The 19,087-nt window shown below is 62.1% G+C and carries 15 protein-coding genes; 4 read left to right on the top strand and 11 right to left on the bottom strand.

The features are described from left to right. Positions 1–465 precede the first annotated feature (465 nt). A complete protein-coding gene (locus tag JSS27_15655) occupies positions 466–1,863 on the top strand; it encodes a DUF1501 domain-containing protein (protein MBS0210380.1) in 1,398 nt (465 codons plus the stop codon). A 131-nt stretch (positions 1,864–1,994) separates the two neighbouring features. On the opposite strand, the gene JSS27_15650 is transcribed toward JSS27_15655, so the two are convergent. The 3 genes from JSS27_15650 to JSS27_15640 all read right to left on the bottom strand — a co-directional run bounded on the left by JSS27_15650 (position 1,995) and on the right by JSS27_15640 (position 5,388). After that, complete coding sequence (locus JSS27_15650) at positions 1,995–3,203, bottom strand: type II secretion system protein (protein ID MBS0210379.1); 1,209 nt, start codon at positions 3,201–3,203, stop codon at positions 1,995–1,997. 96 nt (positions 3,204–3,299) lie between these two features. Then, positions 3,300–4,451, bottom strand: a complete 1,152-nt coding sequence (locus JSS27_15645; GenBank protein MBS0210378.1) for a type II secretion system protein — start codon at positions 4,449–4,451, stop codon at positions 3,300–3,302. A gap of 274 nt (positions 4,452–4,725) precedes the next feature. Beyond that, positions 4,726–5,388, bottom strand: coding sequence for a tetratricopeptide repeat protein (locus JSS27_15640; GenBank protein ID MBS0210377.1), 663 nt, complete (start codon positions 5,386–5,388; stop codon positions 4,726–4,728). A 342-nt stretch (positions 5,389–5,730) separates the two neighbouring features. Between JSS27_15640 and JSS27_15635 the strand changes: the two genes are divergently transcribed. Continuing rightward, positions 5,731–6,729, top strand: a complete 999-nt coding sequence (locus JSS27_15635; GenBank protein ID MBS0210376.1) for an STN domain-containing protein — start codon at positions 5,731–5,733, stop codon at positions 6,727–6,729. 69 nt (positions 6,730–6,798) lie between these two features. Here JSS27_15635 and JSS27_15630 read toward each other — a convergent pair whose 3' ends face one another. The 6 genes from JSS27_15630 to JSS27_15605 form a co-directional block, all read right to left on the bottom strand. Continuing rightward, the gene (locus tag JSS27_15630; GenBank protein ID MBS0210375.1) at positions 6,799–7,116 is read right to left on the bottom strand and encodes a polyhydroxyalkanoic acid system family protein; all 318 of its coding nucleotides are present in this window, start codon (positions 7,114–7,116) and stop codon (positions 6,799–6,801) included. Between the two features lie 147 nt (positions 7,117–7,263). Further along, positions 7,264–8,106 (bottom strand): sugar phosphate isomerase/epimerase, encoded by an 843-nt coding sequence (locus tag JSS27_15625; protein MBS0210374.1) that lies wholly within the window; start codon positions 8,104–8,106, stop codon positions 7,264–7,266. A 42-nt stretch (positions 8,107–8,148) separates the two neighbouring features. Continuing rightward, positions 8,149–8,673 (bottom strand): hypothetical protein, encoded by a 525-nt coding sequence (locus JSS27_15620; protein ID MBS0210373.1) that lies wholly within the window; start codon positions 8,671–8,673, stop codon positions 8,149–8,151. 11 nt (positions 8,674–8,684) lie between these two features. Then, positions 8,685–8,912: a hypothetical protein gene (locus JSS27_15615; protein ID MBS0210372.1), complete on the bottom strand. Its 228-nt coding sequence runs from the start codon at positions 8,910–8,912 to the stop codon at positions 8,685–8,687. Positions 8,913–8,986: 74 nt separating this feature from the next. Beyond that, a complete protein-coding gene (locus tag JSS27_15610; protein MBS0210371.1) occupies positions 8,987–10,642 on the bottom strand; it encodes a Gfo/Idh/MocA family oxidoreductase in 1,656 nt (551 codons plus the stop codon). Next, positions 10,639–11,625, bottom strand: coding sequence for a DoxX family membrane protein (locus tag JSS27_15605; GenBank protein MBS0210370.1), 987 nt, complete (start codon positions 11,623–11,625; stop codon positions 10,639–10,641). Before JSS27_15605 ends, JSS27_15610 begins: the two co-directional genes overlap by 4 nt. Positions 11,626–12,255: 630 nt before the next feature. Here JSS27_15605 and JSS27_15600 point away from each other — a divergent pair. Both JSS27_15600 and JSS27_15595 read left to right on the top strand, forming a co-directional pair. Next, entirely contained in the window at positions 12,256–13,068 is an 813-nt protein-coding gene (locus JSS27_15600; protein ID MBS0210369.1) for a hypothetical protein, read from the top strand. After that, a complete protein-coding gene (locus JSS27_15595; protein ID MBS0210368.1) occupies positions 13,040–15,169 on the top strand; it encodes a hypothetical protein in 2,130 nt (709 codons plus the stop codon). Before JSS27_15600 ends, JSS27_15595 begins: the two co-directional genes overlap by 29 nt. A gap of 170 nt (positions 15,170–15,339) precedes the next feature. On the opposite strand, the gene JSS27_15590 is transcribed toward JSS27_15595, so the two are convergent. Both JSS27_15590 and JSS27_15585 read right to left on the bottom strand, forming a co-directional pair. Then, positions 15,340–16,233, bottom strand: coding sequence for a transglutaminase family protein (locus tag JSS27_15590; GenBank protein ID MBS0210367.1), 894 nt, complete (start codon positions 16,231–16,233; stop codon positions 15,340–15,342). After that, on the bottom strand, positions 16,230–18,797 hold the full coding sequence (locus tag JSS27_15585; protein ID MBS0210366.1) for a circularly permuted type 2 ATP-grasp protein: 2,568 nt from the start codon (positions 18,795–18,797) through the stop codon (positions 16,230–16,232). The genes JSS27_15590 and JSS27_15585 overlap by 4 nt, the downstream gene beginning before the upstream one ends. Positions 18,798–19,087 lie beyond the last annotated feature (290 nt).

The raw sequence follows: 19,087 nt of genomic DNA, 5'->3' as shown, positions 1-19,087 counted from the left end.
ATAAACACCCCTCCCTGCCAGGGAGGGGCTGGGGGAGGGTAAGGACGTCGAGGGCCATTGGAGATTGCGCCGAGGGAGACCCGTTGAGCGCGATGTCTGTCGGCCAGTGACCCATCTACCCTCACCCGCTTCGCTGCGCTCGCGACCTCTCCCTGAAAGGGAGAGGTGTTGCGGCGTTGCCGCAAGTGGGGCTTGCTTAGGACGTTACAAAAATGACCCCAAAACGCCTCGGCAACTTTTCTTGACGGGGTCTCGGCCTGCCGATAATCTGATTTATCGGCATTACTTGATGCGTGCCGAGCCCACCGGTTTGACGCCCGCCCACGAATGACGCGGCCGACATGATTTGCCGCGCGTGAAGGTTCGACCGTTCCGTCTCCCGCAAGTTCTTCCCGCCAGGAGCACTCGGCCATGCAGCCTTCGGCTCAACCGATTCCTCGGCCTGCGCGCTTGCCGCGACGCTCGATGCTCGAAGCCGGCGCGATCGGACTGTTGGGTCTGGGGATCAACCACGTCGAGGGCCTGCGCGCCCTGGCCGCTGGTACGGCACCCAAGGCCCGGGCCAAGTCGGTGATCTACATCTTTCTGTCGGGCGGGTTGGGGCAGCACGACAGCTTCGATATGAAGCCCGACGCCCCGGATAATATCCGCGGCGAGTTCAACCCGATCGCCACGGCGACGCCCGGCATCCAGATTTGCGAACACTTGCCCCTGCTGGCCGCGCGCAGCGAGCACTGGGCGCTGGTCCGGTCGCTACGGCACCCGTTTCCCGACCATTCGATGGGACACCTGGCGATGTTGACCGGGCGGTCGATGATGCCGCCGGGTTTCAGTCGCACGGAACCCAAGCCGAGCGACTGGCCGTCGATCGCGGCCATTGCCCAGGCCGTCACCCAGCCGCGCAACAACTTGCCGCCGGCGGTCGTCTTGCCCGAGGTGTTGGTCCACCGCGAAGGGCGCGTGATCCCGGGACAATTCGCCGGCGAGATGGGACGACATCGGGATCCGATGTTCCTCTCGCTGTCGCCGTTCAGCAGCACGGCCTACGGCGCCAAGCCGGGCTACGCCTTTCATCATGCCAAAGGTCCGCAGAAACTCGAAGACTTCAAGTTCCAAGCGCCGAATCTGACCTTGCCGACCGAATTTGGCGGCGAACGGGCAGCCGATCGCTTTGAGCTGCTGGCCGATTTGAACCGACAACGCGCCGAGCTGGAAAAGATGGCCAGCGTCTCGGCCTTTGACGATTACCGCCAGCGGGCCATCTCGCTGGTCACCGACCCGCGCGTCCGCCGCGCTTTCGACGTCTCGCACGCCGACGACCGGTCGCTCGATCGCTATGGCCGCAATACGTTCGGCTGGTCATTGCTGATCGCGCGGCAACTGGTCGAGGCGGGCGTGAACCTGGTGCAGGTGAACCTGGGGAACAACGAAACCTGGGACACGCACGGCAACGCCTTCCCGACCTTGAAGGACTATTTGTTCCCGCCGACCGATCGCGCGGTGTCGGCCTTGCTCGACGATCTGCACGAGCGCGGATTGCTGGACCAGACGCTAATCGTGATGGCCGGCGAGATGGGTCGCACGCCGAAGATATCGACGCTCGCCCAGTTTTACGCCGGCCCCGGGCGCGACCATTGGGGAACTCAAACCGTGTTCCTGGCCGGTGGTGGCGTGCGCGGCGGCACGGTGGTCGGCTCGACCGACAAGATCGGCGCGCTGCCGGCGTCGGACTTGCAGACGCCCGAGAACTTGGGGGCCACGATCTATCGCGCCCTGGGCATTCCGCGCGAGCTGGCCTGGCACGACGCCACGGGCCGGCCCCACTTCGTCTATCACGGCGACCCGATCGAGGGCCTGGGCTAAGGCGATTCTCGATTCAATCGATGCCGTCTCTTCCAAGCCGGTGGCTTTGCCACCGTTCTCGGCGGCAGAGCCGCCGGCTTGGGCGGACAATCGACATGCGCTTCCAAAACTAGTCGTGAGCCGCCGCGGTTCTACTGTCCGGTGCTGACCTGGTTGTAAAGCTGAATTCTCTGGTCGGCGAAGTTGGTCAGGTTGTCGTTATCGGCGTCGGAAAGCCCTGGGGTCACCTTGCCGCCGACGACGGTATTGCCCGCCGGCACCAGGGGAATGCGCATCTGCGGACTGGACGGGTCGCCGTATTGCCGATCGAGCCCCGCGCAGATGATCTGAAACGTAAAGGCATTGACCCACTTGATCGGGTTGTTGTTCTGCTCGATCGAAGTGGCGTACGGGCAAGCGACTCCCCATTGGCCGGCCAGGACCGCTCCTTGGCTGGCGGTCAGACCGGTCCAGGGGGGCACGGCCGACATCGACGGGTAGCTGTTGAACGAGGCCGTGGTCGAGGATTGGAGCCAGGCAGAATAGAGTGGCCCATCGAAGTATGCGTATGGCGGAACCCAATCGTTCGAGTCCTTGGGAGTCTCCTGCGCATATTCCAGCCAGCCGTCCTGGTCATAGTCGACCAGCTTCGCCTCGTCGAATCTGACGTATTCGTCGGGCGAATTGCGGCCCATATAATCACCTCTGCCGCTGAGGCCGCGTAACACCTGGTTGCCCACTCCCGAGTCCAGTCTGAACGGATAGCTCGGATCATTGCTGAAGCCGATCAGCTTGGTATTCGAGACATAGTTCGATGAGGTGCCGTTCAGGACGTTGGGAAAGCCCCCCAGCCAAAAGACTAGCGCTTCGGCCTGGTCCATGGTATCGATGTCCAGTCCTTGCCGCTCCGAGCTGCCAGGGAGCGGAAAGCAATTGCGCGGCACGAAAACGTATTTTCCCAGAACAAACGTCCGCAATGCCGAATAGGTGGCCGGCATTTTCTGCTTGGGCCAGCGCGTGCGCACATAGTCCATGAACCGATCGCTGCGGTTGATGGCATTCTTGGTCGCGGTGCTCAGGCCCCCATTGCTCGGCGGGACTTTCCCCCCCCCGTCCGTGGTCAGCTTGGTCATGGCGCCATGCAACTCGGCTAGGCTGACGCGCATGCTCTTTTCAATTGAGCCGCGATAGGCCCGCCACGCCGCATAGCTTCCCATCGACATCAGGATCAGCATGATGGTGATCACCACCAGCAACTCGACAAGCGTTACGCCGCCGCGCCGAGACGAGCACTGGGAACCAGGCGATGGCGCGCCGGCCAGGCGATGCGGAATAACCGCGGTCAGTCCGTTACGATTCATGATCTTCAACCTTGTAAAATGTCGCGCTGGCGGGCGTGGCAGCCACCAGGGCAATCGCCGCAGGGTGGCTGCGTGCCACTTGGCGGCCCTGGCTGGTTACCGATTGATGAAGCTGTCGCCCAGCTTGGACGGAACAAAACTCGTCAGGTTGTCTTCCCCTTCGGCGTCAACGAATCCTTGCTGCGTAAAACCACCGCTGCCTGCCGAGTTGAATTGTTCGCCGGAGGGAAATTCCGGAATATAGAGCTTGCTGGCGGCTGGCTTGCTGTAACAGCCGTCAAATCCGGCGGCGATCAACTGGTACGACTGGCTCCGTTGCCAAATGATGGCCCCGTTCGATTCCACTTCGACGGCATAGGGCATGGCAATGCCCCATTGGGCCGCCAACCCACCCAGCGCCGGCGAGAAAGGGTGCTGATTGCCCAGGGGCGGATAGGAAGTGAACGTCACCAGGCCCGACTGCGAGCGGGTGGTCGAATAAGTGCCCGAGTCAAAGTACACGATCGGCGGCGCGGCGGCCGTGCCGTCTCCCTGAGTCATCGCGGGGCGATACTCGAGCCAGCCGTCCCCGTCAACGTCCTGCAATCGAGTCTGATCAAACAAGAAGTACTCTCCGGCGGGAGACCGATTTTCGACCAGGGCCGACGGCGTCGCCGGCTTGACGTTGAGCCGGAACGGATTTCTATCATCTCGGTGGAACCCGATGAGTCGGTTTGACGAATAAGGGACACCCGACGCATCGACCGGCGAGGGAAAGCCTCCCAGCCAGAAGACCAGCGCCTCGGCCTGGTCCATGGTGTTCAAGTTCAGCTTGGCCGTGCCCCCCGACGGGGACTTGTAGTTATAGTTGTACGGCGCCGCGCCGATCGTCAGGTATTGCTGCAGCGTGTTGTAGTTGATCTGCGTGGCGCGAGTCCAACGCGAGCGAATGTGCAAATCGAACATCGTCTCGCGCCCCTTCAGCCCCATTTGCAACGCGGCCCCGGTAATCGTGGCGTCGGGATTGGCGCCCATGCAGGGCGGATAGAGTTTGTTCTCGGTTCGGTACTTCTCGAGACTCTGGCTAATGCCCTCCAACTCGACGATTACTCCCCTCTGAACCATCGAGTTATAGGCGCGATTGGCGCCCCAGGCGCCCAGGCTGGAGATCGTGGCGATGATCGCCATCACGACCATGACTTCGATCAGCGTATAGCCCGCGCGGTTGCGAATGGCGTGAGGGAAACTGGCGCGATGGTGAGTAGTCATGGAACGATCGCCTTGAACAAAAGGAAGCTGCCGCCGCCTGCCATGCATTCGTCCGACGCACCGCCGCGCCATCGATGCCGTAGCGCCGTGGAACGAGACCAGCGACAAGCCGATGAGGCATGCGCCGTGGACACCAGAACGAAGCCGGCGCGCGAACCCACCGGCGCTTGGTCCGCGCTAGTTTATGATAGCAATTGCGCGCGACGGGGCCAGCAAAAAATGAGCTGGGATGAAGGCTACTCCCCTGTACCGCTTGGCTTTGCGACCAACCGGGCTAGTTCTGCTTCAGCCGGCGTTCCAGGGCGTTGACCTGGGCGCGAATCCCTTCCAAATCCGGGTTCAATTCCAGCGCCCGGCGAAAGCTTTCCAACGCCCAGAGCTGGTTTCCCAGTTGTAGATAGCACTGCCCCAGGCCGGCCACCGCCCCGAAGTGAAACGGGTTTAGCTCGGCAGCCTGGCGACAATCGTGAATGCTTTCGACGTATCGGGCTTGGCCATAGTGGGAAATCGCCCGTTGATTCCAGGCTTCGGCAAAGCTGGCGCATTGATCGATCAACTCGGTGGCGCGCTGGTTCGCGTCGCGATAGTTCTGGGCCGAGTTCAGCCGGATGACCTGCTCGAGCAGGCCGCGCTGTGATTCGCTGCCATCGCGGCACCAGACGGTGCGCAAGCTGTTTTCGGCCAGGGTCCGCACGCCCCGATCTTCGTCGTGCAAGGCCTGGCCCAAGGGGGCATTGGAGCGATAATCTCCTAACAATCCGATCGCCAAGGCCGCGGCGCGACGGGTCAGCCGCGGGCCGAACTGCAACAGCCGTTCGAGCGTCGCCGGAACGTACTTGGCCGAGACCTGGCGCATGAACGACGTGGCATCCTGGTCGACCAGGTAGCCATGATAGATGCGTTCGAGCAGGGCGACGCGAAAGATCGGTTCACTCACAGTCTAATCCCGCCAAAAAGCCAGCCGAAACCAAGGCCCCTGTGCCTCGCGAAACGAGCCCTTGGCCACGCCTCGCGCTGGTCACTTAGGTCTCAGCCTAATCCGCGCGGTTCGACTTGCCAGAGTCGGTGCGCGCAGATTCTCATGAACGGTCGACCGAACGATCGTTACAACCGGACCACCGGTTTTTCGCCGGGAATTGCCGGCCGATTTGCAGCCACGCCGGCGATTTCGCCGGGGAGCGCCACGGCGCCGCCGGGTTATAATGCAAGTCGCGCACCGGCGGACACAGCCTGCGGGGCCACCTGGCCGAGGCCTTCATCAATCGTTCGGAGATGTCTCTTGAATTGGCGGCGACTGCTGCTGGTTTGCTTGTTGTCGGCGCTGGCGACGTCGTTGCTGGCCGCGCCCCCGGCGGCGGAACCGACGCTCGAGGCTCGCTGGTCCGGTGTCCCTTTGCGCGCCGCGGTAAGTGATCTGGCCGAGCGCTACGGGCGCGGCCTGATCATTGACCGCCGCGTCGACCCGGGCCAGCCGCTTGATGTGGCGTTGCCTTCCCTAACCGTTGACGAAGTGTTCGCACGCGCCGCCGGCAGCCGAGGCTTGCAAGCGGTGAAGCTCGGCACGCTTGTTTACATTGGCCCGCCGGCCAAGACCGAGCGGTTGTCAACGCTCGTAGCCCAGCGCAAGGCCGACGTGCAAAAGTTGCCCTTGGTCGCGCGCAAGGGCTGGCTAACGACCAGCCGCTGGAGTTATTCCGATCTAACGCTGCCACGCGCATTGGCCGACGCCATCGCCGAGGGCGCCGGAGCCACGCCGCGCAATCCCGAGCTGATTCCACACGATCTCTGGGCCGGCGCTACCTGGCCTGGTTCATCTGCCGTCGAGCGTTTGACCGTGACGCTCAATCAATTCGATCTGACTTGGGCGTTCGAGGATGAAGGACGCTCGCTCCGACTGATACCAATCGGCGATCAATTAGCCGGCAGCGGAAGCACCGGGCCATCGTCGAAATCAGGATCGGGGATCGCGCTGACGCCGAAAGCCCCCACGGGCAAGCCTCCTGCCATCGCCCCAGGAGGTGAAGAGCGGTTCACGCTGGCCGTCGAGCAGGTGCCGCTGGAGCCACTGCTAATGACCCTGGGGAAGCGGATGGAACTGACCGTCGAAATCGACCGGGCCTCCTGCACGGCCGCTGGCGTGAAGCTCGATCAGCTCGTCTCGCTGAGCGTCAAGCGCGCGACCGCCGACGAGTTGTTCCGAGAACTGCTCGTCCCGCTGAAACTAGCGGCACAACGCGAGGGAAAGACGATCACGATTCACGCGCCGGCGGCGCGTTGAAAGCGCGGGCGCACTCCTATGGAGTTGCGGCTAAGCGGGAGAAGCGGCAAGTCGCGCCTTCCCTAGCCCCTAACCCCTCTTCTTCCCAAGCAGCAAGCGTTCAAGGCCGGCCTTGAACTCCTGCTCGATGCGCCCCTTGACCATCATGGCCGCCAGCGGCACGTCCATGTTCACCGTGACCTGCTTCTCTTCGAGCGCGATCGTCCCTTTGAAGACAAAGCCCAGCGTCTTGAACGAGTATTCCAGCACGTCGCCGTTCCACTGCCGCGACATGTCCTTGATCATGTCCTTGTACTGCTCTTCGACGCGGGGCAGAAACGTCTCGACGCGCTCGCGGGCCTCGGTGGCAGACATCTCGTGCGGAACGCTGAACGTGATCTTGGGCATGAAGCGAATCCTTGTCTGTTGCTGGCGGCGCGACCCATCGCGGGCTCGCGCGCTGAAAAAGTCCAACCAAGCGCGTCGACACTTCGCGCGCGGGAAATCAACGGACGCTGCTCGTCGGCCCGACAGGCCGCGAGCCGACGAGCGATCTTACAGGATTTTCCGCTTCAATTCAGTAAGCAAGCGAACCGCGTGGCCGATTTCGGCCTTTTGCCGCGCGGGTTCCTGCGGGATTTCGCGCTCGATGGTCAGCGGGCCGGTGTAGCCGATCTTCTGCAGCGTCCGCAGGTAGCGCTCGATGCCGACATCGCCTTCGCCCAGCGGGACTTCCTGACCCCATTCCTGGCCCGGGTTCTTGGCCCAGCGGCCGTCCTTGCAGTGAACGCTGCGAACGTAGCGCCCCACCTTTTCCAGCGCTTCGATCGGCTCGCCCGAGCCGTACAGGATCATGTTGGCCGGGTCGAAGTTGATGAACAGATTGTCACGCTGGACGTCGCCGATGAATTGCAATAGCGTGTCGGCCGGCTCTTGTCCCGTTTCGAGATGCAAGCTCTGCCCGTTCTTTTTCAAGTGATCGCAGGCCTCGCGGGCCACCGCGATCACTTCCTGGTACAACGGCTCGTTCCGGTCGTGCGGCACGAAACCAATGTGCAGCCCAATCACGTTGCACTTCAGCAGCTTGGCAAAGTCGGCGTTGGCCTTCAACTCGGCCAGGCGCTCGGCCCGCGGCCCCGGCGGCACCAGCCCCACGGTGCGAACCACGGTGGGAATGTCGGCGTAACTTTCCCCTTCAAAGCCGCTAAACACCGCCGTCACGGTGATGCCGTAACTGGCCAGCCGCTTGAGAAACTCCTCGGCGTGCTGGGGCGTGCGCGAAGCCGGCGACGGCGCGTGCAACTGAATGGTCGGCACGCCCAATTCGCGGGCCACGTCCAACTGTACGCCCAGGCCAGCGTCAATGCTGGCAAACACGCCGATCGGCCATTGATTCATGGGAAGCATCCTCAATATCAGAGTCGTGATGAGTGCGGTCGTTCAACCCACGCCAAGTTGCGGGGGCGCCAACGGAGCATTTTCGGCCGCGTGAGTAATCGTAAATGACAACAAGTCTTCCACGGCCCCTTGCGCGCGGATGATGAAGTTCAAGCCGTCCCCGTCCCCCAGCCCCAGCGTGCAGCCGTTCTTCGTCATCCACCGCTCCAGCTTCTTGAGCGTTTCTTGTTCGATCCGCCCGGGACCAACGATTGTGGGCGAGGCCGGCTTGTCGCTGATGTCTCTACTGGGAAAGAACCAGACTTCGTCAAAGCCGAACAACACTTGCTCATGGACTTCGGCCAGCAGATCGGTGGCCAACAGCAGCCCTTGCCCCAGCGGCTTGACCTTCCGCCCCAGCCGTCGCAACTCGGTGCTCGACTCCAACAAAGTCGCCGGCGCTAGGTTGCTGTCGAGCGCGGCAATCAGCGCGTACCTGGTGCTGGTCCGACGCGCGGGGAGCGCGTCGAGAAAGTCGCGAATTGAACCGGCCATCGAACCGGCCAGGAAGGTCTTATACTTCAGCATCGTGAACTCACTCACTCGCCCGGCCTAACGGGTCGGCCGGGCTGTCGCGGCGGAGTCTTAGTATAGTCCCAATCGTGCGCGTGGGGCACTCCCGCCCCATGATCGTGGTCGTAGTCAATATCCTTGACCGCCCGACCGTCGCTGCCGAAGAAGCGCCGCCGGAGCGGCGCGCCAGCGTCATCTTTCAGCGTCACCGAACTGTTCGGCGCGCCGACGCTGGGCAACTCAGGCCGCGGCATGCGATGCTCGAATTTCTAGCGCCGAACAAAGCGTCCACGCATCTGCTTAGCCGACATGGTTAATTGACCAACGACTAGACCTTGATCGACGGTGAGCGGCCGTCGGGGGTCTCGTCGCTGTCGATGTCGAACCACGAGTCCTTGAACTCGTACCGCTTCCCTTCGCGGATCGCGATGTTCGTCGTCAGCGCAATCACCGCATCGGCCAACGCCACCGCCGGCTTGCACTTGGGCTGGTTCTGCTCGTAGTCATAGTTGCGAATGCACCAGGCCCAGTGCTCCATCTCCTCGGTATAGCCGCGGCTCACTGGCCCTTCGGCGACGGCCTTGGACGCGGCCGCGGTCGGCGGCCCGCTGGCCGTGGTGTCGAGAACCGCAGCGCCACCCTTGCTCTTGGCGACGCCGACACTGGTCGAGGTGGCGGCGTCCTTGAACAACATCACTTCCTGTTCGTTCTCCAAGATCAGCGTGCCGCCGGTGGCCATCACCACTTCGCCGTACCCGCCGTAGCCGTTGCCGTTGATCGACGAGTAGGTGACGACGATCTTCTTCTGTTTCTTGGCTTCGTCCTTGGGATCGTAGTCGGGCCCTTCGAACTCGTACATGCAGTGAACGTGGTCGTCCACTTCACGGTCCTCGGGGAACAACGACCGCACGCCGACGGCGTCGACCACCAGCGGTCGGGCTTTTTTGCCGTCCTTGCGCTGGGCGCTGCTGAAGATGCCGGCCGCGTCCAACTGGTGGCTGCCCAACTCGGCCATCAAGCCGCCGCCGGTTCGGTTCCACAACCGCCAGCGAATTAGCTCTTCGAGCGGCGACACCTCGTAGCCCGAGGCCAGCTTCTTGGACTGATAGCCGTACTTGCCGGCGTCGACATCCTTGTCCAGGATTTGCTGCTGCATGATCCGCAACTGCTTCTGCAGCGTTTCGTTGCTGGGATCTTTGTTCAGCTTTTCATCCAGCGCGGCCAGCTTGGCCACCAAATCGGCCGGCATCGGCGGCTGCCAACTGTCTTTGCCCGGCAGGTTGCCCCGGTGCCACTGGGCGCGAATGCAATGGACGCTGCCCAGCAGCCCGCGCTGAATCGTGTCGACCGCGTTGGCGTACAGAATGCTGTAATGTCGTTGGTGGCCGGTGGCCAGAATCTTCTTGGTCTGCTTCGAGACGCGCCCCATGTCCTTGCACTGGCCAATGCTATGGGCCATCAGCTTTTCGGTCAGCACGTGCTTGCCGGCGCGCATGGCCTCAATGGCCACCACGTCGTGCAGGTGCAACGGCAACGCGATGATCACCCCTTCGATGTCCGGGTTGGCCAGCAGCTCTTTGTAGTCGTTATAGACTTTGACCTGCTTGCGGGCTTCGTCCTCGCTCTTCCAGCCGTACTTCTTCATCAGGCCGCAACGGTTGGCCGCGGCGCTCGGGCTGCTGTGATCGCCGTAGAAGGTGCGGAAGATGTTGTAAGGTCGAATGTCCGAGATGGCGACGACCTGGATGTAGTCGGGCGTGATGTTGTTGATCAACACGTTCCCTTCGTCACCCGTGCCGATAAAGCCGACGCGAACCGGGTTGTCGACCTTGGCGTAACCAAAGTAGTACGCGCCCAAGCCGGCGCCGCCGGCGGCGATGGCGGCGGCGCTGCCGGCCAGAAACTCGCGGCGCGTCAGGTCGCTGTTGATGACGGTTTTGAAGTTGCCTTTGCCAATGGCACGTTCTTCAGGACTCAGGTTCATGACTCTTTCCTCTGGCGGTAGACCGGCCGCACAAGCAAATGGTAAACCAGAAAATCAAGGCCCGCCCAACGGCCGACCGGCAAGGTCGCCAGGGTCGCAAGGACCATCATCTCGACAAACTCTTTCCCCACGATGAACGTCCGCCCCGCCGACGGCGGCGGTGGTGGATAAAGGCCCGGCCAATCGGGCTGGGCCAGCACCACCGGCAACAGGAACAGCGCCCCGCCCAACGCGGCCAGGCGCGTGAACAACCCCAGCATCAGACACATGCCGATCGCCAGGTTGCTGTAGATCACAATCTTGTCTTGCGTGAACATGCTGCTGACCGGCTCGGGCACGGTGCCGCGTTTGACTTGCGCCTCGGTCAGTAGCGAACGCAGATCGTAGTGCAGATCGGTTTCCAACTGGCCCAGTTGCAGGTTCCAACCGGCCAGTTGCCCGCGCAGCTTGGTCTGGGCTTCCCAGTTCCGCTTCTGTTGAAAGGGGACCATCGCGTCACGCTGCTTGCGGGCCGCTTCCAGACGGTGCAGTTCGTGGAAGTAATCTTCGATCGCCAGTTGATTGTCTCCGACCCATTCCTGGAGCATCGCCTGGCGACGTTCAAAGAACTTCTGGGCCGACGCTTCTTGTTCCTTGTTCAACTGGTAGTGCGACAGGAACAGCTTGACGTAGTTGCCCCACGGCTCGCCCAGCTTGGCGAACGTCTTTTCCCGGGCTTCGGTGCGGCGTTTGGCGTCTTCGGCCTTGTCGCCGGCTTTGACTTCCAGGGCGCCAAACTTTTCGCGGCCGTCCCAGTCGGGAATCAGATCATGAATCTGCTCGGCCAGCGGGCCCTTGGCCTGGCCCAGAAAACCGGTGGCCGTGAAGTTCGGGCTCGTCAGCTTGTCGATGCCCGCATAGAAAAAGTGCCAGCCCACGGTGATCCGCAAGAGGACCAACATGGCGACCGAGAGGCCGCTGATCGAAGTGCGACAACAAGCCACGCGAGGCAAGCTCCTGAAACGATAGCGTCGAGAATTCGTCGGTACCGGTGAAGTACCGCGTTCTCCCAGAGGAAGAACAGATGTGCAGGGTGGGACGGCGTGCGAACCGAGGCCACGCGCGAAGTTGATGGAGCGTGCGCGACGCATCGGCGTAAACGACCGATTTTAGACGGTCAACCGGCCGTCCGCCACCACTTTTTCGGCGGGAGAAACGTGGCGTTTCCAGGGCGACCACTGCCTTTCGGTGGCGAATGGCGAACGATCAACGTCCCTCCCTGGAAGGGAGGGATTGAGGGAGGGTCAATGCGTGGCCAGCCAAAGCCCTCTCCTTGGCCTTCACTCACCTCTTCGCTCTTTCCTTGCCGTTCCATAAGAATTAGTCCACCAAGAGAAACAATTCTCTTGCGAGCAGCGGCGGACAAGACAACAGATATTCTCAGCAGCGTTTCGAGAAGGAAAGCCGATTAGCGCCCCCTGAGTGTCCTCTTGGTCCTTTGCTCCACGCCGGGCGAGACTGTTGCTAAATTGCTCTATAGCTCTCTTGCAAACGGATCGAGAGTTAAAGCAAGCCCATTCTATCGGGTGATTGTCATCGTTGCTGGACGACCCAAATTCGCATAAGATCGTGGCATGCCGAGCCGTCCCTCGCCCTCCATTCCGGTGCGCGTGTTCATTCAATGCGTGAAGGCCATTGGCGACGGGGCCATGATCCAGCGAGTCAGCTCGTCAGACAAAGAGTTTCACTTTCAAAACTGGTTCCACGATCGACTCCGAGCCGTCGTTGAGCACATTGAGACCGGGGGGCGGAACAGTTATCCCGACTTTCGGATGGTCGCGCATACTGACGGGTTCGAGGTAAAGGGCCTCGCCTATCCTGGGCGCGAAGCGAGCTTCGACAGCAACAGCCAGCTGCCAACTGGGCAGCACAACGGGCGGACGATTTTCTACGTCTTCGGTCGCTATCCGAAGGAGCCGGATGGGGATTCGTATCCAGTTCTTGACCTGGTGATCTGCCACGGCGATTTCCTGAACGCCGATCGCGAACCACACCGACGGAATAAGAGCGTCAAGAACTTCGGCAGCTATGGCGACATCCTGATTCGCGCTAGGCGGATGTACGTTGCTCCGACGCCATTCCATCTTGCGGAAGGACTCGCCCACCACCAAACGCTCATCCTGCCGTCGGACATGAGTGCGCCTGGCCTGGTCAAGGTCGGCGACCTTTGCCGACGTGAATGCGAACAATTGGTCATCGGTTACACATACGACCGCCCCACCGACGACCTATCTCCCAAGCTGATTGCCAACCCGAACGCAGGCAAGGAGCATCATTTTACCGCATGGCGCGTAAAGAGTGGACCCAAGAACCAGGTATCTATGAAGAGCCTCGAAGGCGGAAAGGTCGAAGTCGAAGATGACGAATCCGACGACGACTCCCCCTGACGCCCGTCTTATCGAGGCTGACGCTTTCGCCTTCGAGTTCCTGTCGAAACTGGCCGAGCGCGAGAGCTGGCGGAAAGAGCTCCACCGGCCCGTCTATCACGTCCACAAGTGGTGGGCACAGCGGCTCGGCTCGGTGTTTCGAGGTATTCTCCTCGGTGCCACGTTGCCGCCGGAAGGCGACCTTCGCGCGCTGTTTTTCCAACCGCACCACCTCGCAAACGTCAATGTATTCGACCCGTTCATGGGGTCCGGTACGACCATTGGCGAGGCGCACAAGCTCGGAATGACGGCGATCGGACGCGACATTAACCCCGTAGCGGTTCGCAACGTCCGCACCGCGATGGGGCCTCTCGATCGACGCCGAGTCTTGGCGGCGTACGATGCGCTAGCCGACAGTGTGGAACAACGTATCCGAGCGCTGTATCAGACGTCCGACAGCCGCGGACTCCCCTGCGAAGTGCTTTATTACTTCTGGGTGATGCAAGCCCAGTGCCCAGATTGCTCATCAACGGTGGACCTTTTTCCATCCCATATTGTGGCCCGGAACGCACACCCGAAACGCAAAACCCACGTGCGAGTTCGTTGCCCCGCCTGTGCCGATATTTTCCAGATCATGCAATCGCCGGAAAATGTGACCTGCGGCGATTGTGGTTTTCATTTCGACGCGACGAAGGGAAACACCTCCGGCGCGAAGGCAACATGCACGGAGTGCAAGTCGCATTTTGTGATCCTTAAGGCAATCGGCGACGCTCACCCGCGTTTCCGACTCTACGGAAAACTCGTCCTGCGCAGTGATGGCAACAAGGAATATCTGTCGGTCACCGACAGCGATCTCGCCAGCTTCCGCCAATGTAGCGAGATACTAGAAGTCGAGCTAAAGAGTGGGCGACTAGTGCTCCCTTCGCTTTGCCTGACCGATGGGCACAACACCCGACAGGCGCTGAACTACAACTTCCGTCGCTGGGCGGACTTCTTCAACAATCGCCAACTGCTCGCGCTCGGCTGGCTGCGGCGCGCAATCCTCGATCTCGATGATGTCGATGCCCGCGATGCGTTGTTCACGCTGTTCTCTGGCACGCTGGAATTCAACAACCTCTTTGCTTCCTACAAAGGCGAGGGTACTGGCGCAGTGCGCCATATGTTCTCGCACCACATTCTCAAGCCCGAGCGAATGCCGATCGAGGCAAATGTTTGGGGCACACCTAAGAGTTCCGGTGGTTTTTCGAATCTCCTGCGAAGTCGCTTGCTCCGTGCCATCAATTATCGCGAATCGCCAACCGAGCTGAATGGCTCGTCCTCGACCGCCAGGGTCTGTTCGCCGCCTTTTTCGGGCCGCGTCGAACCAAACTGGCCGACGGATGGGGCCTTGTTACCTCGGGGTATTTATCTGGCGGCGGGAGACTCGTCCTGCACGGGCCTGACAGACCAATCAGTCGATGTCGTCGCTACCGACCCACCGTTCTTCGACAACGTGCATTATTCGGAACTTGCTGACTTTTTCCACGCTTGGCAAGTGTCGGCTTGCGAGGCTGACTCGGGTGCGCCCCCTTTCTCGACGCGCCAGCCTGGTGAAGTACAGGACGCCGACGCCGATCACTTCGCTCACAAACTGTGCGCGGTATTCGCCGAGTGCCACCGCGTGCTGCGCGACGACGGCATGCTCGTTTTCACGTACCACCACTCGCGGCCCGAAGGGTGGCGATCGCTTGCGACCGCCGTTTGGGGCGCTGGGTTTCGCTTCGTGAATGCTCATCCCGTCAAGGCCGAGATGTCCGTGGCCACGCCCAAGTTTCAAGCAAAGGAACCGATCCAATTGGATGTGATTCTTGTCTGCCGCAAGCAAACGCCGGCGGACAGGCTGATTGGCGATTCTGTTGATGCTCTCGAACGCGCGAAGGCGAAATTGCAGCGACTGGCAAACGCGGGGTTCACATTATCTCGCAACGATCGGCGCATCACACTCGTAGGGCAACTTCTGTGCGCCCTTGAACCAGGTGGCAATGTTGACGACCTGGATCTGTTAGTAGAGCGAGCGTTAGACGACGACGCCTTTTCACCTGCGCCCGCTGTCCGTGTAACTGCACAAATGTCGCTCTTCTAAGATCGCATACACAAGGCGCGAAAAAACCGGCCTTGTTCGCACGAGTGAAATCTGAGACTGAAGGCATTTCGCCCGGCGACGTTTTGACCCTCCCTCAGTCCCTCCCTGGAAGGGAGGGATGTTCATCTCGCGCGCTTCGTGCCGCTCGATGAATCGCGAGAAGGGGGAAATCACCCCACCAGCGGTTGCTCGTACGGCTCGACGTCCACGGCCACGCTCATCGTGTGGTGGCTGCCGCCGCCGAGGAAAACCCCTTTCACCGGGCAGACGTCGCCGTAGTCGCGACCCCAGGCCAACGTCACGTGCTGCAACTGGGGAATCTGGTTGTTGGTCGGGTCCAGATCGATCCACCCCGCCCCCGGACAGAAAATGCTCACCCAGGCGTGCGAAGCGTCGGCGCCGATCAGCTTGGCCTTGCCCGGCGGCGGTGTGGTCATCAAATAGCCGCTGACGTAACGAATGGGCAATCCCAGCGAACGTAGGCAGGCGATCTCCAGATGGGCGAAGTCCTGACAGACGCCGCGCCGCTGCTGAAACACTTCGGCCGTCGGCGTGTTGATGACGGTCGCGGCCGGGTCGTATTTGAACTCGCGAAAGATCCGCTCGGTCAGCTCAAGCGCCGCCGCCAGGATCGGCCGACCCGGGCGGAATGAATCGCGAGCATAGAACCCGAGTTCGTGGCTCTTTTTCACCAAAGGCGACTCGAACCGGAACGGCGCGGCCGCCAGCGCCGCCGCGTCGGTCGGCCGCTCGCACATCGCTCGCACCTCTTCCCACGGCATGGTCGCATTGGGATCGGGGACCGGTCGCTCGTTCAGCTCGACCACGCTCGACGCCGACACCGACAAATCGCGGTGCTCTTGCTCCATGCTGAAGTAGCTGACCTGATTGCCGAACAAGTCGGTCCAGTGATGCACCGCGATCGGCACCGGGCGGATGTTCAACTGGCTGACCAGACAGGTCTGCGGGCCGAACGTCCGCGGTGTGAGGTGGGCCTCGTTGTGACCCAGCGGCACTGGTTCGCCGTAGATGAACGTCGTGATGTGCGAGACGTGATACTTCATACGGTCGAGGTAATGCTAGCCGAGCCCAACTGCCGCGACGGTCCCGTATGGGCCAGGTAGGTGTGGGTCATGCTGTCCGACAACTGGGACAGTTGATGGGCCGTCTGTTCGAGGAAATCTTCCAACCGCTTGCGCACGCCGTGCTCGTCGGGCTCGACCAGGGCTTCGACGTCGGCCAGTCGCGACGCCGCCTGGGCCGCCAGGGTGATCCGCTGCTCGGGATTGCGCAGCGGGTCGGAATGCTGGGCCGGCAACTGCCGCACGTGATCGAATAGCGCGCACAATTGAAACCCAACCGAGCGTGGATTCGTCTCGTCGGTCAACAGCAAGTCCAGCACCGGCGCCGGTTGCAGCGCCGCCAGATACCGATAGCGATAGGTCATCGAGCTATCGGCGATTTCGAGCAGCGATTCGAGCAGCGGCAGCAAGTCCCCCTGCCAGCGGACCAGCGTCCGCTGCAACAGTTGCGCCGTGTGCCGCCCGCGCTCGATGCGCCGTCCCATGTCCAGGAATCGCCAGCCTGGGCCGCGCGTCATGCTCTCGGTTCCCAACCCGCTCAGCGCGGCCAGCAGATTCAACATCTGGTTCAGCCCCAGCAGCACTTCCCCCATCCGTCCCATGCTGGCCGTGCGGGGAAAGAGCATGTCGATATCAAGCTGGTTGACGATCCGCCAACTGTCGATCGAAATCCGGTCGCGCACAGCGCTGGCGCTGCGATGCACGGCCATGATCGTGGCGTACAGCCCGTTGTTGCGCTGGGCGTCGAAGATGAACGAAATCACCTCGGTCTGTAGCGCGTCGAAGACCTCTTCCGCCTCCACTCGTTGGCTGACCGGCGCTTGGCCAAACTCGGTCAGCGATTGCACCAGCGCGACCAACTCGGGGAGCCCGCCGGGGTCGAGTTCATTGGTCATGCGGACGACGATGCTGCGCAAATGGCGGACCATCCCTTCGGCCCGTTCGACTTGTCGACCCAGCCAGTACAAATGGTCGGCCACGCGGCTGGGCAGGTCGTTGGTGCTGCGGCGCAGCTCGACGGCCGTGCCCGGCGGCTTCAACAGCGTGACCGTTTTGACCGGCCCTTCGGCCAACACCCAGAGGTCTTTGCTCAATTGCCCGCCGGAGATCGACTCGCCCATCGCCTCGTTGCCCGAGCTGGCGCGCAGCAGCCCGCCCGGCATGACCAAGTAGCTGCCGTCGGGCACGGCCGCGGCAAAGACGCGGACACCGACCTGCCAGGGTTGCAACCCGCCGCAGGCCCAGACCGGCGCGGTCGAGCGCGCCACCTGCGGCTGGGCGACATACTGGGCGGGCGACTGTCGGATCACTTCGAGCAATTCGATCCGCTGTTGCCGGGTCAGTCGCGAGCCAAAGATCGGCCCGGAACCACGGTGCAGGATCGCCGGCCGGATGGTCAGCTCTTCCAGGTGCGACTCCACGTACAGCCGGTCTTCTTCCCGAGCGCACCACCACGTGGGGACCGACGGCAGCTTCAGCTCCTCGCCAAGCAGGTGTTGGCAAATCTCGGGCAGCAGCGCCATCAGGGCCGGCGCTTCGAGGTAGCCGCTCCCCAACGAGTTGGCGATCGAGACCTGGCCCGAGCGCGCCGCCTGGACCAGACCCGACACGCCCAGCGCTGAATCAGGGCGCAGCTCCAACGGATCGCAATCCTCGTCCGACAGGCGGCGCAAGATCACATCGACCGGCAACAAGCCGCCGAGCGTTTTCAAGTAGACGCTCGTGTCGCGAACCGTCAGATCGCCCCCTTCGGCCAGCGTGTAACCCAGGTAGCGCGCCAGGTAGGCGTCTTCAAAATACGTCGAGCTGCGCGGCCCCGGCGACAGCAGCACCACGCGCGGATTGTCGCGATGGTTCGGGGCCAGCGAATGGAGCGTCTCGCGCAACTGCGAAAAGAACCCGGCCAGTCGCTCGACGTGCAGCGAATGGAAGTCGTTGGGCAACGTGCGCGAGATGATGATTCGGTTTTCGACCGCATAGCCGGCGCCCGAGGGGCCCTGGGTGCGATCGGCCAGCACGACCCAACGTCCGTCAGGTCCGCGCGCCAGGTGGCTGGCGTACAAGTGCAGCCAGATGTTCTGGGCCACGTTCAACCCGTGGCACGGATACAAGAAGCCCGAGTGCCCAAACACCAACTCCGGCGGCAGCAAGCCCGAGCGGACAAGTTGCTGCGATCCGTAGATGTCGGCTAGGATCGAGTTGAGCAGCATGGCGCGCTGGGCCAGGCCGGCCGCCAGCGGATCCCACTCGCGCTTCTCGATCAACAGCGGGATCGGGTCGAGTTCCCAAGGGCGATCGGGCCCCTCGGGCGCGCCAAAGACGTTGTAGGTGACGCCGTTCTCGCGGAGCAACCGCCGGGCATAATCGCTGCGCTGCGCCAGTCCCGACGGCCCCAGTTCGCTGAGTCGGCCGACGAACCGAGCCCACGGTCCACGCAAGCGGCCGTCGGCGCTCAGAACTTCGTCGTAGCCACCAGCCGGCGGCGTGTACTGCCGGAACGGCCCGTCGGGCAGCGACGAATCGACTGGTGGCGATGCCGAACTCATTCCGTAGGCCAATCCTTGTCGATCAACAAGCGAGGGCGCCCCTCATGAGCGCCGAGCGGCAGCTTAGCCCGACGTGGGCAAAACGATCAAGTCGAGCCGCCCGCCCGGCTTGCCAGGGCACCTTTATCTTACACAGCGGTCTGGGATGCTGTGGCCAAAACTGCTGCGATCCGTGGGTTGGCCAATACTTTGGACCATGCATCAGTTGCTCACCCAAGCCGGCGGCTCTGCCGCCGATCTCGGTGGCAAAGCCACCGGCTTGGAAGCTAAGCCAACACTACCCTGAATCA

The sequence above is a fragment of the Planctomycetota bacterium genome, assembly GCA_018242585.1.
Classification (GTDB): Bacteria; Planctomycetota; Planctomycetia; order Pirellulales; family PNKZ01; genus JAFEBQ01.
Note: the sequence above shows the minus strand (reverse complement) of the source record. Positions and strands in the feature narration are given on the sequence as shown.